Genomic DNA, 13,603 nt, shown 5'->3' with positions numbered 1-13,603 from the left:
CGGGCATGAAGTTCCCGCTGATCAGGCCAGGTTCCTCAGGCTCTCTCGGCGGCATGATCCTGATCGTACCTTCGTGACTTTGCGAGTACCCGCCCCCACTGTTCGTGCCCCGTCACCGGCCTGGTCGGGAACAATGGCCGCCATGAATGAGTGGGGGATCGCACTGATCGCGGCAGGCTCAGCCCTCGCGGGCAGCCTGGTCACCGGCTGGTTCGCGCGAAGCGCGGGCATGAGACAGGCCGAGGCGGCGCAGCACGCCGGTGACCGGCAGGCGGACGCTCTGCTCCACACGGTCCGCCTGACGCTTCAGGAGCAGCGCGCGGTCCGACTGCTCGATCTACGGCGCCAGACCTACGTGGCCTTTCTGGAGGCCGCGGAAGCCGTGGCGCTCACGAACCGCACGGGCATCGGCCTCGGCGGCGACGGCGCGGCTCTTCAACGGGCCTTCGGCGCCGTGGCGTTGGAAGGCCCCGCCGAGGTGGCTCGCGCGGCGGGCGAGGTCGTTGACCGCCTGCGGCGCGACGACTCGCCGGACGACGTCGAGCGCGCCAAGCTGGCCTTCATCGCGGCCGCACAAGCCGCTCTGGACCCGACAGTCCCAGGACCGGAGTGACTCGTCGTCTCGGGCATCCGGTTCGTATCGCTGCTCATGGAGGGCGCGGACCGGGACCAGACACGTACGGAGATCACGCCGCCGCGCCAGTTGACCCTGACGCAGGGGCAACCTCGCAGCATGGCTCGCATGACGACAAGAACCAGCGCGATCGAGGTCGGCGGACTCCGCAAGTCGTACGGCGACCACCAAGTACTCGCCGGAGTCGACCTGATCGTCCCCGCGGGCACCGTCTACGCACTGCTCGGGCCCAACGGGGCCGGTAAGACCACCGCCGTCCGCATTCTGTCCACCCTGCTCCCCGCGGACGCCGGTGAGGCCCGGGTCGCCGGACACGACGTACGCCGCGAGGCGGATCAGGTGCGCGCGTCGATCGGTGTCACCGGACAGTTCTCCGCCGTCGACGAACTGCTGACCGGACGGGAGAATCTGCTGCTCATGGCAGACCTCGGCCATCTCGACCGGCACCGCGCGCGGAGCACGGTCGGGCGACTGCTGGAGCGGTTCGACCTGGCCGAGGCCGCCGACCGGCGCGCGGCGACGTACTCCGGCGGCATGAAGCGGCGGCTGGACCTGGCGATGACCCTGGTGCCCGGACCGCGGCTGATCTTTCTCGACGAACCGACCACCGGCCTCGACCCGCGCAGCCGCCGTGACCTGTGGGGGATCGTGCGTGAGCTGGTGGCCGACCAGGTCACCGTCTTCCTCACCACCCAGTATCTCGAAGAGGCCGACCAACTCGCCGACCGGATCGGTGTGCTCGACGGGGGCCGGCTCGTCGCCGAGGGCACCGCCGCCGAGTTGAAACGGCTGGTCCCCGGTGGCCACATCCAGCTCCAGGCCGCCGGCCGTGAGCAAGTGGCCGTACTCGCAGCCCAGTTGCCCGACGCGAGCCCGAACGCCGAGACGCTCACCCTGACCCTGCCGCACGACGGCAGCCTCACCGCACTGCGACGGCTGCTGGACCGGATCGACGACGACGGCACGGTCACCGGGCTCTCCGTGCACACCCCGGACCTCGACGACGTGTTCCTGGCTCTTACCGGCCGCCCCACCATCCACGAACCCTCACCGGAGGCGCCGGTATGAACACCGCGACGTACGCCGTCCGCGACTCGGCGACCATGCTGCGCCGCAACCTGAGGCACATGGCCCGCTACCCGTCGATGACAGTGATGCTGGTCGGGCAGCCACTGCTGTTCCTGCTGCTGTTCGTGTACGTCTTCGGCGCGACCATGGGCGCCAGCCTGCCGGGTCCTCCGGTGGGAGCCTCGGCGGGGGACCGCGGCGACTACCTGACGTTCATCACTCCCGGGATCCTGATGATGACGGTGGCAAGCGTCTCCATCGGAACCGCGGTCCTGGTCGCCACCGACATGAAGAACGGGATCATCGACCGGTTCCGGACCATGTCGATCGCCAAGACCTCGGTGCTCACCGGCCATGTGCTCGGCGCGATGATCCAGACCGCGCTCGCGCTCGTGACGCTCCTCGGGGTGGCGTTCCTGATGGGGCTGCGGACCGACGCCTCGGCGACGCAGTGGCTGGGGCTGACCGGCCTGCTCGTGCTGCTCTCCCTGGCGATGACCTGGTTCACCGTGGCACTGGGGCTGGCCAGCCCCGACCCGGAGACCGCGAGCAATCTGCCGATGATCTTCGTACTCCTGCCGTTCGTGGGCAGCGGTTTCGTGCCGGTCGAGTCGATGCCCACCGGACTGCGCTCGTTCGCCGAACATCAGCCGTTCACACCGATCATGGACGCCTTGCGCGGCCTGCTGGCCGGAGCGCCGGCCGGTCCGGACATCCTCCGGGCCATCGGCTGGTGTGCGGTGATCGGACTCACCGGCTACCTCTGGTCACGTCGCCTCTACCGAACCCGCGCCGCGACCTAGGAGACTGATCCGATGCTGACCATCGGCGAGCTGGCCGCGTACGCCGGGGTGACCGTGCGCGCGGTGCGGCACTACCACGCCAAGGACCTGCTGCCGGAACCGGAGCGGGACCACTCCGGCTACCGCAGATACGACGCCGCCGCCATGGTCGAGCTGATCAAGATCCGCACCCTCGCCGACGCGGGCGTCCCACTGGCGCGCGTACGGCAGCTGCTCCAGGCCGACGAGGACGAGTTCGCCACGGCGATCGCCGACATCGACAAGCGACTACGGGCGGAGATCCGGGACCGGCAGCGGCACCGCGAACGCATCGCCCGCCTCGCCGCCGGGGACAACCTGGTTCTTCCCCCGGAGGTCGTCGCGTTCCTCGATCACCTACGGGCACTCGGGGTCGACGAACGGATCGTACGGGTCGAACGCGACGGCTGGATTCCACTGGCCGCGCACTCGCCCGAACGAATCCCGGAGTGGACGACACGCAAACGGGCGCAGATCGCCGACCCGCAACTCATCGACTTCTACCTCACCCTCGGCCAGGCCCTCGACCGGCCCGACGACGACCCCCAACTGATCGAGCTGGCCGACAAGATGGCCGCCTACATCACGACGATGGCCGACGAGCAGGGCGAGGACTACCTGGACGACACCGACATCGAACCCCCCATCGCCGGCCTGCTCGACACCCTGGCCTTCGACACCGCACCGCCGGCCCGCCGACTGATCGAACTGCTGAGGAAACGCGGCTGGACCGGCTGGACCAAGATCGAGCGCGTGGACCCGCCACGGGGCGAGAGCGGAACATGACGGGATGTCGTTTGCCGGACGAGTGACAAGGGTCTGCCTCGCCACCGGACTGGGTAGTTGTCTCACGCATACCTGACGGGAATCACGAGAGAGCGCAGCGCTGGCGTGACACTTGAGCGTCACCGGCTACCCACTGGTTGAGGAGGCCGCACGTGCCGCCAACAGGGCGATCGCAAGACGTTGTTGATGCCGGTGATGACCAGGCGCAGGTGATCGTGGTGGGCGCGGGGCCGGCGGGTTCGACCGCTGCCCTGTACCTGGCCCGGGCCGGCGTCGACGTGCTGTTGCTGGAGAAGGGCACCTTCCCCCGGGACAAGGTGTGCGGCGACGGTCTCACCCCTCGGGCCGTACATCAACTGGTCCGCATGGGCATCGACATCGACGCTCCGGGCTGGCTGCGCAACAAGGGAATGCGCTGGATGTGCGAAGGACGCCAGGTGCACATCGACTGGCCGCGCTCGGGCAGCAGCCCGGACTTCGGCCTCACCCGCAGTCGGCACGACTTCGACGACATCCTGGTCCGCCAGGCGGTGGCCGCCGGAGCCCGGCTGCGTCTGGAGACGAAAGCGACAGGTCCCTTGACCGACCGCAGCGGGCGCATCGTCGGCGTGTGCGCGATCACGGGAGGCGACAAGCGGCCACAGAACTACCACGCCCCCGTGGTGATCGCCGCAGACGGGGCGTCAGCCAGAACAGCCCTGGCCATGGGGCTGGAACGCGATCGAAGCAGACCGCTCGCCACCGCCGCTCGCCGCTACTACCGCAGCAGTGTCCGGACACACGACCCGTACCTGGAGCTCTGGGCCGATCTGCTCTGTTCCCGTACCGGTCGCGATCTGCCGGGATACGGGTGGATCTTTCCCCTCGGTGACGGCCGCGTCAATGTCGGCCTCGGCGCCCTGCCCCACAAGCGCCACGGAGCGGTCGATCTGCGGGCCACCATGGACAAGTGGCTGGCACGGCTGCCCCCGGAGTGGGAGCTGCGGGAGGAGAACGCCGACTCCCCGCTGCGCAGTGCCGCCCTGCCCATGGGCTTCAATCGCAGGCCGCAGTATCACCGCGGCCTGCTCCTCATCGGCGACAGCGCGGGCATGATCAGCCCATGGAGCGGTGAGGGCATCGTTCAGGCGATGGAAGCGGGGGAGGTGGCCGCCGAGACCGTCGCGCTCGCTCTGCACCGTCCGAGCGGCACCCGGCGCGAGCAGGCCCTGCACCAGTACCAGAGCGAGGTGAACCGCCGCTGGGGACGCTACTACCGGCTCGGCAACACGGTTGCCGACCTGGTGTTCGCCCGCTCCGGCTATCGGCCTCTCCTCAACCGCCACGTCATGGCCACTCCCACTCTGGTCCGCAGTCTCGCCCGACTCCTGACCCATGGATCGGACGCGCCCTCCGACGATCTGATCGACACGGCAGTGCGAACCCTTGTACGGATGGTGCCCGCACCGGGCCGGCGTGCCACGTCCAAGCGCTGAGCGGGCTGTTCTGCGGCGTCGGCTCCGCCGGGCATGGATAGGCCTTTTCTGCCCCGTTGCGGTGACGGCGCGCCCACCCCTAGACATTACGAACGATCGTCGTTCATTATTGGAAGTGCCGGTGAGGGACGTTCCAACGCCTTGCCGGCCCCTCTGAGCCGACGAAAGGCCCGCCGCAATGACGCGCGCACTCAAGCAAGTGATCGCCGAGCACACTCCGCTCGTCGTGCCCTCCATCCATGACGGGATGTCCGCGCTCCTGGTCCGCGAACTGGGTTTCCAGGCCGCGTACATCGGGAGTTACGCGACGGGGGCCGCCAAGTATGGCGTGCCGGACATCGGCTACATCGGCCTGGAAGACATGGCGGACCAGGTACGCCGCCTTGCCCCGGTCGTCGGTGTACCGATCATCGTGGACGGAGAGGGAGGCTGGGGTAATCCGGTACATGTCGCGCGAGCGGTGCGGGTACTGGAGCGCGCCGGCGCGGCAGCCACTCACATCGAGGACCACGTCTTCGGCAAGCACATGACGATGAACCCCCAACTGGCCACCACCGGCCGGACCGCCGACAAGATCAAGGCGGCGGTGGACGCCCGTGACTCCGAGGACTTCATGATCATCGGACGGAGTGACGCCGCCTACAGCGAGGGCCCGACGGCCGCGGTCGACCGCGTGTTGGCCTACCAAGAGGCAGGCGCCGACGGTCTGTTCGTGGCCGGCCTCCTGGACCCGGAGAACCAGGCCCGGCTGCGGGCCGAAGCCCGGGTTCCCGTCTTCACGGTCGACTTCCCCCAGCACAGCGCGGCCGACCACGCCGCCCAGGGCGCCGACGTGGTGCTCTACTTCGCACTCGCCCACAGCGCCGCGGTGCACAGCATGCGGGCCGCGCTGGAAACCCTCGCCCGCGAAGGCTCGACGGTCGGCATCGAGGGCCAGTTCGACGGCGTCGCCGACTTCGACCGTTTCCTGGGCATCGACCGGGCCCGCGACGAGGCCAAGTCGTTCGGACTGCTCGGCTGACACCCGTACGCCCGGCCGACGACCGTACGAGGGGCACCGGGCACTCGTGGCAGGGTTTCCCGCATGAACGAGACGCCGACAACCACCCCCCGCCGCGCCGGGCGCCCCCAGGACGAGGGACTGCGCGGCCGTGTCCTGGAGACCGCGATCGGCCTCTACGCCGAACACGGCTGGAGCGGCTTCAACTTCGAGGCCGTCGCCCGCGCGGCCGGAGTGGGGCGGCCCGCCCTCTACCGACGCTGGGGCGACCGGGAGACGCTGCTCACCGACGCCGTCCTGGGCACCACGCCCGAGGTCACCGACAACGACCTCGGCTCCCTCCACGACGAACTGCTGCGGCTGCTCACCGACTACGCCCAGGTACTGCGAGGCAGCCGCGGCCGGGCCGGTCTGCGCCTCTACCTCGACCGCGAGACGATCCCCGAGGTGGTGGACGCGGTCCACGAGCGCCTGATGGGCCGCCGCTTCGAGGTCGTCTCCGCCGCACTCGCCCGTGCCGCCGACCGCGCGGGCACCCCGTCCGCGATCCCCGACCGCCTGGTCTTCGCCCTCCTGCTCGGCGGGACCGTCCTGGGTGAAATGGACGAAGCCCTGCACCAACCGGGCGACGCCGAGGTGATCGTGACCTCCGTCGTCACGCTGACCGGCCTGGGGGACCGGTGACACCTCCCCACTCCGCCGCGTTCGACGCCGTACCCAAACCCACTTCGATCGACCTCGGCCGAGCCCCGCCTCCGTAGAGCGACGGGGCCGGACCAGGCACCTCAGCGAAAGGCTCCGCCGTGCCCGACGACCCCCGCCCCACGACCACGACCCGCCCCCCAACCAAGACCCCAACCACGACCACGACCCAGCCCCCGACCCAGCCCCCGACCCAGCCCCCGACCCTTTTCACGGGCGCCCGCGTCCTCATCGGCGACGCGAGCGACCCGATCGACAACGCGGCACTCCTCGTACGGAACGGGCTGATCACCGCCATCGGGCCCGCCGACAGCGTCACCGCCCCCTCCGACGCGCACTGCGTGGACCTGCGGGGCAAGACGGTGATGCCGACGATCGTCAACCCGCACGGCCACATCGGCTACCTGCGCGGAGCCGACACGTCGAGCGCCCACTACTCACGCGAGAACGTCCTGGACCACCTGCGCCGACTGGCCTACTACGGCGTGAGCGTCTTCCAGTCCCTGGGCACCGACCGCGACGACATCGAGATCACCCTCCGCGACGAGCAGCGCGCCGGCCTGCTCCAGGAACCCGGACTGCCGCTGCTGCTGACCGCGGGCAACGGTCTCATCGCCCCGACGCCCGGCTCGCCCAACGGCGGGCCGTACTTCGCCACCGATGTCATCCGCGAGGTCACGACGCCCGAGGAGGCGCGCGCCACCGTACGGGAACTGGCGGCGAAGAAGCCCGACGCGATCAAGTTCTGGGTCGACGACCGCTGGTCCACCAAGGCGAAGTTCGGCCCCGACGTCTACACCGCGATCATCGACGAGGCACACCGGCTCGGACACACCGTCATCGCGCACATCTTCGACCTGGAGGACGCCAAGGGTGTCGTCCGTGCCGGAGTCGACGGCATCGCGCACATGGTCCGCGAACCGGGCCCCGACGCCGAACTCCTCAAGCTCCTCAAGGACAACGACGTCTTCGCCTTCACCTCCATGAGCATCCAGAAGGCCGTACCGGAGGGCACCGCCTGGCTCGACGACCCGGACGTGAGCGAAACGGTGCCCGCCGACGCCCTGGCGGCGATCCGCGCCCAGATCGAGTCGATCCCCGCCGACAAGCTGGCAGAGATGAAGGAGTCGTACGCCGTCCTGGAGGCCGGTCTGCGCGCCTACGTCGACGGCGGCGTACGGATCGTGCTCTCCGCCGACTCCGGGCTGTTCGTCCAGTTCTTCGGCATCGCCGAGCACCGCGAACTCCAGGCCATGGTCCAAGCCGGGATGCCCGCCCAGCAGGCCATCCAGGCCGCCACCCAGACACCTGCCCGGATCCTCGGCCTGCCCGACCGGGGCACGCTGGAGCCCGGAAAACGCGCCGACCTCCTCGTACTCGACGCCGACCCCCTCGACGACATCGCCAACACCCGCAAGATCTCAGCCGTCTACCTGGCCGGGAAGCCAGTGGACAGGGCGGCACTACGCGCGGCCTGGACGGCGGACACCCCTGCCTGACAACCCGCATCGTCCGGTCGCACCGGTGCGACCCGCGTCGAACCGGCTCGGCCCGAAGCGCCTCGCGTTGTCACCAACTCACCAACCGGCCCAGAAAGAGTCACTATGAGTCACCCTGACACAACCCGTAATGTCCTCGTCGTTGTCGGCTCCGGGGGCATGGGGCTGGCAGTCGCCCGGCGCCTGGCCTCGGGGCGGCGTCTGCTGCTCGCCGATCACTCGGCCGTGAGCCTGGAAGCGGCCGTGAGCACCCTGCGAGGCGAGGGCCACACGGTCGAGGGCATCACGGTGGACGTTTCACAGCGCGCCTCGGTGGAGCAACTCGCCGAAGCCTCCGGCGTGGTCGGCCGCGTCGAAGCCGTCGTCCACACCGCGGGAGTCTCGCCGGTGATGGCGACCGCCAGGCAGATCTACGAGGTGGACCTGCTCGGCACCGCCCACGTCATCGACGCGTTCCACACGGTCGCCTCGCCCGGCACGTCACTTGTCTGCATCGCCAGCATGGCCGGGTACTTCGCCACCCTGTCCGCGGAACTCGAACGACATCTGGCCACCGCGCCCACCGAACAGCTTCTCCAGCACGAGGGACTCGACCTCGACGGTGACTCCGCCGCGGCCTACGTGGTGGCCAAACGCGCCAACCAGCTCCGCGTACAGGCCGCCGCCCACACCTGGGGCGACAAGGGCGCCCGCCTCAACACCATCAGCCCCGGCGTGATCTCCACCGTCATGGGCGCACAGGAACTCCAGGGGCCGGCAGGCACCCACATCCAGGCCATGGTGGACCGCTCAGGCTCACGCCGGGTGGGCACCCCGGACGACATCGCAGCCGCCGCGGCATTCCTCGCCGGACCCGACTCCTCCTACCTCACCGGCAACGACCTCCTCATCGACGGCGGCGTGGTCTCCGCCCAACGCTGGAACGCCGCCCCCACCGCCTGAGGAGCATGCACGGCACCAACTTCCCCCACCCGGAAGCCACTTCAACAGCGGAGCACGCCGCTCTCCCGGCCGCCCCGTTGACCTTGACACGGTGACAAGGGATTCACTACGCGCCAAGGAGGTGGCCCCGATGACCACGCCGAAACAGGGCACGGAACAGGGCACGGAACGGGACACGGCCGCGGACACGAAACGGGACACGGACACGGACACGACGCGAACACTCCACGCGCTGGAGGACAGTCGCTCGTCAGTACGGCTGCGGGCAGCGCTCGCGGCCGGTACGTCCCCGCAGCCGCGGTTCGTCGACAAGCTCATCGAACGATGCGCGATCGAGCCCGAGTTCTACGTACGCGAAACGCTCACCTGGGCACTCACCCGCCATGCCTCACCCACCCCGGTCCCCCAGCTCATGGACGAACTCCGCTCGGAGCGTACGCAGGCGCGAAGTCAGGCGCTGCACACCCTGTCCAAGATCGGGGACCGGCAGGCGTGGCCGGCGCTCACAGCGGCGCTGCTGACCGACACGGACGACGAGGTGGCGCAAAGTGCCTGGCGAGCGGCGGTCGTACTCGTACCCGAAGGTGAAGAAGCCGAACTGGCACGGGCGTTGGCGGCGCAGCTCGGGCGCGGCGGGCGTGCGGTACAGCTGAGCCTCAGCCGGGCGCTGATCGCACTCGGCGAGGTGATCACGCCGACCCTGCGCGCCGCGACGACGGATGCGGACCCCCGCGTGCGCCGGCACGCGATCGCCACGGAGCGGCTGTTGAAGAACCCGGACACCGGATTCGAGTTCGCGATCGAGGAGGCGAAGCGCATCATGGCCCTCGGCACAACCAGCCAGGAGGGGTGACAGGCAGTGCTGATCGGTGAGGTGGCACGACGGTCCGGCGTCAGCGCCCGCATGCTCAGGCATTACGACTCCCTCGGCCTGGTACGGCCGACGGGCCGCACCCAGGCGGGCTACCGGGAGTACTCCAGGCAGGACATCCGGCGAATCCTCCATGTCGAGAGCCTGCGGTCACTGGGGCTGTCGCTGCGCGAAGTCGGGTACGCGCTGGACGACCCCGGCTTCGCACCGTCGGAGCTCGTCGACGACCTCATCCGCCAGACGCGTGAACGCATCGCGGGGGAGACGGAGTTGCTCGCACGACTGGGCCGGATCGGTGCCGCGGAACCCGCCGGCTGGCAGGACGTCCTCCGGATCGTCGCGCTCCTCCAGGGCTTGGGCTCGGAGAGCGCCGGGACGCGCCAGCGCGCGGCCCTGTCCTCGGTCGAACCGGTTCCGGTGCCGGTGGGCGCTCTGGCCGAGGCGGCGTTGGACGAGACGGACCCGAACGTCGCCGGAGCCCTCCGATGGGCTCTGGCGCGATCGGGCGACGGCGGATGCGCAGTCCTGGCGGACGGCCTCGGCTCACCAGTGGCCGAGGTGCGCGAACGTGCCGTCCGGACCCTCGCTGAGATTCCGAACGGCGAGGCGACCGCACTGCTGCACGAGGCCCTCACGAACTCCGACATCGTGGTCCGCAGGTGTGCGGCTCCGGCGCTCGGGCTACGTGGAGCCCCCGACGCGGTCCCGACGCTCATCACCATGGTCGTCGAGGAGACGAACGACGTCGACGCGGCCGATGCGCTGAGCGCGCTGGCCGGCGATCCGGCGTTGGCGGACCGGATCGCCACCCTGCTCGTCGACCGCCTTGCCCACGGCACCGCTGAACCGTCCGCACGCCGACGGCTGACACAGGCGCTCGCGGACATCCCGGGGGCCACGGCGTCACATGCGCTCGCGGATCTGTCACACGACGAAGACCGCGCTGTCGCGCTCGTCGCGGAGTACATCCTCGGAGTACGCGAAGCACGATAACGGCCTTCTCCCGGGGGCCAGTTGGCGCCTGGCCGCCGCCGACCGGTCCACGGCCGCGGGCCGGGACGCCGGCTGTACCGCAGCCGCGCGGCGGGTCCACGTACGAACGGACACCTGGGTCTCCGGGCAGCGACTGAAGGCACCGCGGGCTCCGCGTACCCCGGTCAGCCGTCCCGGTCCCCGCGCCGATTCCTCTCTCCCTCCCCGCCGTCGCCGAATCGGCGGATCCGCCGCTCCCGGGTGAACGGCGGCCAGCCGGGGTCGCCGGTCCGGGCGAACGCGACCCACGCCGCATGCATCTCCTCGGCCAGCGACGCGGGCGGTTCGGCCGGCCCCAGCAGTCCTCGGCGTCCGCGCAGCGCCGGAAGGCCGAGCCGGTCGAACACGAAGGGAAGTTCCACGGTGTGCGCCGCACCGAGCAGGCCGTCGACGGCGGGCGAACGCCAGACGAACTCGTAGACGTGTGCGCGGCCGTGAGCCTCGGCCAGTCTCCGGCTGCCGGCGCCGAACAGCGCGTCGCCGAGGATCGCCGAGCGCACCTCGCCGTACCCGGCGGCCGGATGCCGGGCCCCGTACGCCGCGACGAGCGCGTCGGCGTCGCCGTGCGCGGCGGCGGCCGAGCGTACGTCCTGGGCCGTCGAGGTCGTGAAGTTGCCCTGCGGCGCGAGGTACAGGTTCCCCTCCTCCCCGTTGGTGCCGACGAGCAGGTCGACGTCCGCCAAGCGGCTCTCGGCGGGCTGCCGTTCCAGCACGAGACTGAACGGGCTGAGCCCCATGAGAGGGTCGGCCCGCTCAGCCGTCCGCAGGTCCAGCCCACCCAGCTCGGGCACGACCTCGACGAGCCTTTCGTCGGGGACGTCCGCGAAAGCGGCGGCCGTCGGCGCGACGCCGAGCGCCGCCGCGGCCGTACGTGTCACCCGCGCGGCCTGCTCGGGGGAGAACGCACCGAGTCCGCTGCCGCTCTGCACGATCGCGCGCCGGACAAGCCCCGCCGCCGAGGGCGTGGCGAGGACAGCGGCGGTGATGGTGGCCCCGGCGGACTGGCCGAACAGGGTGACGTTGCCGGGATCGCCGCCGAAGGCCGCGATGTTGCTCCGGACCCAGCGCAGCGCGGCGACGACGTCGAGCAGGCCGCGGTTGCCCGGCGCGCCGGGCAGGTCGAGGAAGCCCGCGATGCCGAGGCGGTAGTTGAGCGTCACCAGGACGACACCGTCGCGGGCGAACGCGGCGCCGTCGTACAGGGCCGCGCCGTTCGAACCGGCCACGAACCCGCCGCCGTGCACGAACACCATGACCGGGCTGGGGGCGGCCGCATGCGGAGCCCGGCCGGCGTCGGCCGTACGTGGAGCCCACACGTTCACCGTGAGGTGGTCATCGCCACGGACCCAGCCGGGGCCGAAGTACGGCGACATGTCGAGGGCGCCGAAGGCGTCCCGGCGCGGCTGCGGCGCGCTGGGTCCCGGGGCCAGGGCGTCGCGCACGCCCGTCCACGGCTCATGAGGGCGCGGCGGCGCGAACCGGCCGGCGCCCCGCGGCGGTGCCGCGTACGGTACGGCGAGGAAACGCCGCACCTCCCTGCCGGTGTGGGCGGTGACCTCACCGCGGACGGCGCCGCCGGTGGTGGCAACGATCAGATCGGACACCGGGTCTCCTGTTCTCGTACTGATCTCTCGTACTGATCTCTCGTATCGATTTCTGGTGTCGCTCGGGTGCCGCTCGGGTGCCGCGGTTCAGATCCGGGTGAAGGGCGCCCATGCCGCGATGGCGAACGCGTCACCGTTCCGGACGACCTCCGCCCCGCCGGACCCGCCGAGATGGGCAGGCAGGACAAGGGAGTTGGTGTCACTGGCCTGACCGAGCAGCCGGCGGCGGGTGGCCCTGGCCTCGGCCGGGTCTTCGCAGAAGCAGCTGTTCGTGTCGGGCTCCACGAACTGCAGTGGCGTATGCAGCAGGTCGCCGACGAACAGCGCGCGGTCTGTGCCGGATTCCAGCGTCAGTACCGAGGAGCCCGGTGTGTGTCCCGGCGCGAGACCGAGCCGCAGGTTCCCGTCGATGGTGTGGCTGTCGTCCCACAGCAGCGTCTGCCCCGCTTCGTGCACCGGCGCCACGCTGTCCTCGAACACGTTCTGGTTGCCGCGCCCCAGCTTCGGGGCGTAACCGTTCGCGGGGTTCCAGAAGTCGAAGTCCCGCCGCGGCATCAGGTAGGTGGCGTTGGGGAAGGTCGGCACCCAGGCACGGCCCTCCAGCCGGGTGTTCCAGCCGACGTGATCGACGTGAAGATGCGTGTTGATCACCAGATCGACGTCCTGCGGTTGTACGCCCGCCCCGGCCAGCTCACCGAGGAAATCGGTGTCCCGACGGCTCCAGACCGGCGAGTAGGGACGTTCCTTGTGGTTGCCGACGCCGGTGTCGACGAGGATCGTCCGGCCCTCGCTGCGCAGCAGCCAGGTCTGGATCGCACTGACGCAGACGTCCGAGTCGAAGTCGACGAAGTCCGGCCCCAGCCAGGACCGGTGATCCCGCCACGCCTGCTCCGGCGCCTCGGGGAAGAAGGCGGCCGGAGCCATTTCGACCGATCCGTAGTACTCGACGACCCGGGTGATCGACACATCACCGAGAACGATGTCCTGCACGAGCGGTCCCCTCTGTTGCTCCGGTTCCGTGGATCCGGTTCTGTAGATCGGGTTCTGTAGATCCGGATCCGTTGATCCGGTGGAGTTCCGCCAGCCTCGTGTCACAGCGCGGTGGGGACCAGTCCCGGCTCGTGCCTACGCATGACAGGGGCAGGCTGCCTGGCGGGGCCTGCCGCATA

General features: G+C 70.3%; 13 protein-coding genes. 11 read left to right on the top strand and 2 right to left on the bottom strand.

Annotated features, from left to right (window positions below; all coding sequences use genetic code 11):
- The first annotated feature begins 142 nt into the window (after positions 1-142).
- From ACFT9I_RS16765 to ACFT9I_RS16715, 11 genes are all read left to right on the top strand, one after another.
- The gene (locus ACFT9I_RS16765; protein ID WP_382564869.1) at positions 143-613 is read left to right on the top strand and encodes a hypothetical protein; all 471 of its coding nucleotides are present in this window, start codon (positions 143-145) and stop codon (positions 611-613) included.
- A gap of 129 nt (positions 614-742) precedes the next feature.
- On the top strand, positions 743-1,702 hold the full coding sequence (locus ACFT9I_RS16760) for an ATP-binding cassette domain-containing protein (RefSeq protein WP_382564867.1): 960 nt from the start codon (positions 743-745) through the stop codon (positions 1,700-1,702).
- On the top strand, positions 1,699-2,505 hold the full coding sequence (locus tag ACFT9I_RS16755) for an ABC transporter permease (protein ID WP_382564865.1): 807 nt from the start codon (positions 1,699-1,701) through the stop codon (positions 2,503-2,505). Before ACFT9I_RS16760 ends, ACFT9I_RS16755 begins: the two co-directional genes overlap by 4 nt.
- 12 nt (positions 2,506-2,517) lie before the next feature.
- Positions 2,518-3,309, top strand: coding sequence for a MerR family transcriptional regulator (locus tag ACFT9I_RS16750; RefSeq protein WP_382564863.1), 792 nt, complete (start codon positions 2,518-2,520; stop codon positions 3,307-3,309).
- A 152-nt stretch (positions 3,310-3,461) separates the two neighbouring features.
- Positions 3,462-4,784 carry a geranylgeranyl reductase family protein gene (locus ACFT9I_RS16745; RefSeq protein ID WP_382564861.1) on the top strand — a complete coding sequence of 441 codons (1,323 nt, stop codon included), beginning with the start codon at positions 3,462-3,464 and terminating at the stop codon, positions 4,782-4,784.
- Positions 4,785-4,962: 178 nt separating this feature from the next.
- Complete coding sequence (locus ACFT9I_RS16740) at positions 4,963-5,805, top strand: oxaloacetate decarboxylase (RefSeq protein WP_382564859.1); 843 nt, start codon at positions 4,963-4,965, stop codon at positions 5,803-5,805.
- 63 nt (positions 5,806-5,868) lie between these two features.
- Positions 5,869-6,468, top strand: a complete 600-nt coding sequence (locus ACFT9I_RS16735) for a TetR/AcrR family transcriptional regulator (protein ID WP_382564857.1) — start codon at positions 5,869-5,871, stop codon at positions 6,466-6,468.
- A 119-nt stretch (positions 6,469-6,587) separates the two neighbouring features.
- A complete protein-coding gene (locus ACFT9I_RS16730; RefSeq protein ID WP_382564855.1) occupies positions 6,588-7,985 on the top strand; it encodes an amidohydrolase family protein in 1,398 nt (465 codons plus the stop codon).
- 105 nt (positions 7,986-8,090) lie between these two features.
- Complete coding sequence (locus tag ACFT9I_RS16725) at positions 8,091-8,927, top strand: SDR family oxidoreductase (RefSeq protein ID WP_382564853.1); 837 nt, start codon at positions 8,091-8,093, stop codon at positions 8,925-8,927.
- A 130-nt stretch (positions 8,928-9,057) separates the two neighbouring features.
- Positions 9,058-9,780 carry a HEAT repeat domain-containing protein gene (locus ACFT9I_RS16720; protein WP_382564852.1) on the top strand — a complete coding sequence of 241 codons (723 nt, stop codon included), beginning with the start codon at positions 9,058-9,060 and terminating at the stop codon, positions 9,778-9,780.
- A 6-nt stretch (positions 9,781-9,786) separates the two neighbouring features.
- On the top strand, positions 9,787-10,791 hold the full coding sequence (locus ACFT9I_RS16715) for a HEAT repeat domain-containing protein (protein ID WP_382564850.1): 1,005 nt from the start codon (positions 9,787-9,789) through the stop codon (positions 10,789-10,791).
- Between the two features lie 164 nt (positions 10,792-10,955).
- Here the strand turns inward: ACFT9I_RS16715 and ACFT9I_RS16710 are convergent, their stop codons facing one another.
- On the bottom strand, positions 10,956-12,434 hold the full coding sequence (locus tag ACFT9I_RS16710) for a carboxylesterase/lipase family protein (RefSeq protein WP_382564849.1): 1,479 nt from the start codon (positions 12,432-12,434) through the stop codon (positions 10,956-10,958).
- Positions 12,435-12,521: 87 nt separating this feature from the next.
- Entirely contained in the window at positions 12,522-13,424 is a 903-nt protein-coding gene (locus tag ACFT9I_RS16705; RefSeq protein ID WP_382564847.1) for an MBL fold metallo-hydrolase, read from the bottom strand.
- Between the last annotated feature and the right edge of the window lie 179 nt (positions 13,425-13,603).

Origin of the sequence: Streptomyces sp. NPDC057137 (genome assembly GCF_042670825.1) — a bacterium.
Taxonomy (GTDB): domain Bacteria; phylum Actinomycetota; class Actinomycetes; order Streptomycetales; family Streptomycetaceae; genus Streptomyces.
This window is presented reverse-complemented; position numbering and strand designations above follow the sequence as displayed.

Excerpts from the sequence above, each read along its gene's own strand:
- ACFT9I_RS16760 (WP_382564867.1), top strand. The coding sequence starts at position 743 with ATGACGACAAGAACCAGCGCGATCGAGGTCGGCGGACTCCGCAAGTCG.
- ACFT9I_RS16765 (WP_382564869.1), top strand. The coding sequence starts at position 143 with ATGAATGAGTGGGGGATCGCACTGATCGCGGCAGGCTCAGCCCTCGCG.
- ACFT9I_RS16755 (WP_382564865.1), top strand. The coding sequence starts at position 1,699 with ATGAACACCGCGACGTACGCCGTCCGCGACTCGGCGACCATGCTGCGC.
- ACFT9I_RS16750 (WP_382564863.1), top strand. The coding sequence starts at position 2,518 with ATGCTGACCATCGGCGAGCTGGCCGCGTACGCCGGGGTGACCGTGCGC.
- ACFT9I_RS16735 (WP_382564857.1), top strand. The coding sequence starts at position 5,869 with ATGAACGAGACGCCGACAACCACCCCCCGCCGCGCCGGGCGCCCCCAG.
- ACFT9I_RS16720 (WP_382564852.1), top strand. The coding sequence starts at position 9,058 with ATGACCACGCCGAAACAGGGCACGGAACAGGGCACGGAACGGGACACG.
- ACFT9I_RS16725 (WP_382564853.1), top strand. The coding sequence starts at position 8,091 with ATGAGTCACCCTGACACAACCCGTAATGTCCTCGTCGTTGTCGGCTCC.
- ACFT9I_RS16740 (WP_382564859.1), top strand. The coding sequence starts at position 4,963 with ATGACGCGCGCACTCAAGCAAGTGATCGCCGAGCACACTCCGCTCGTC.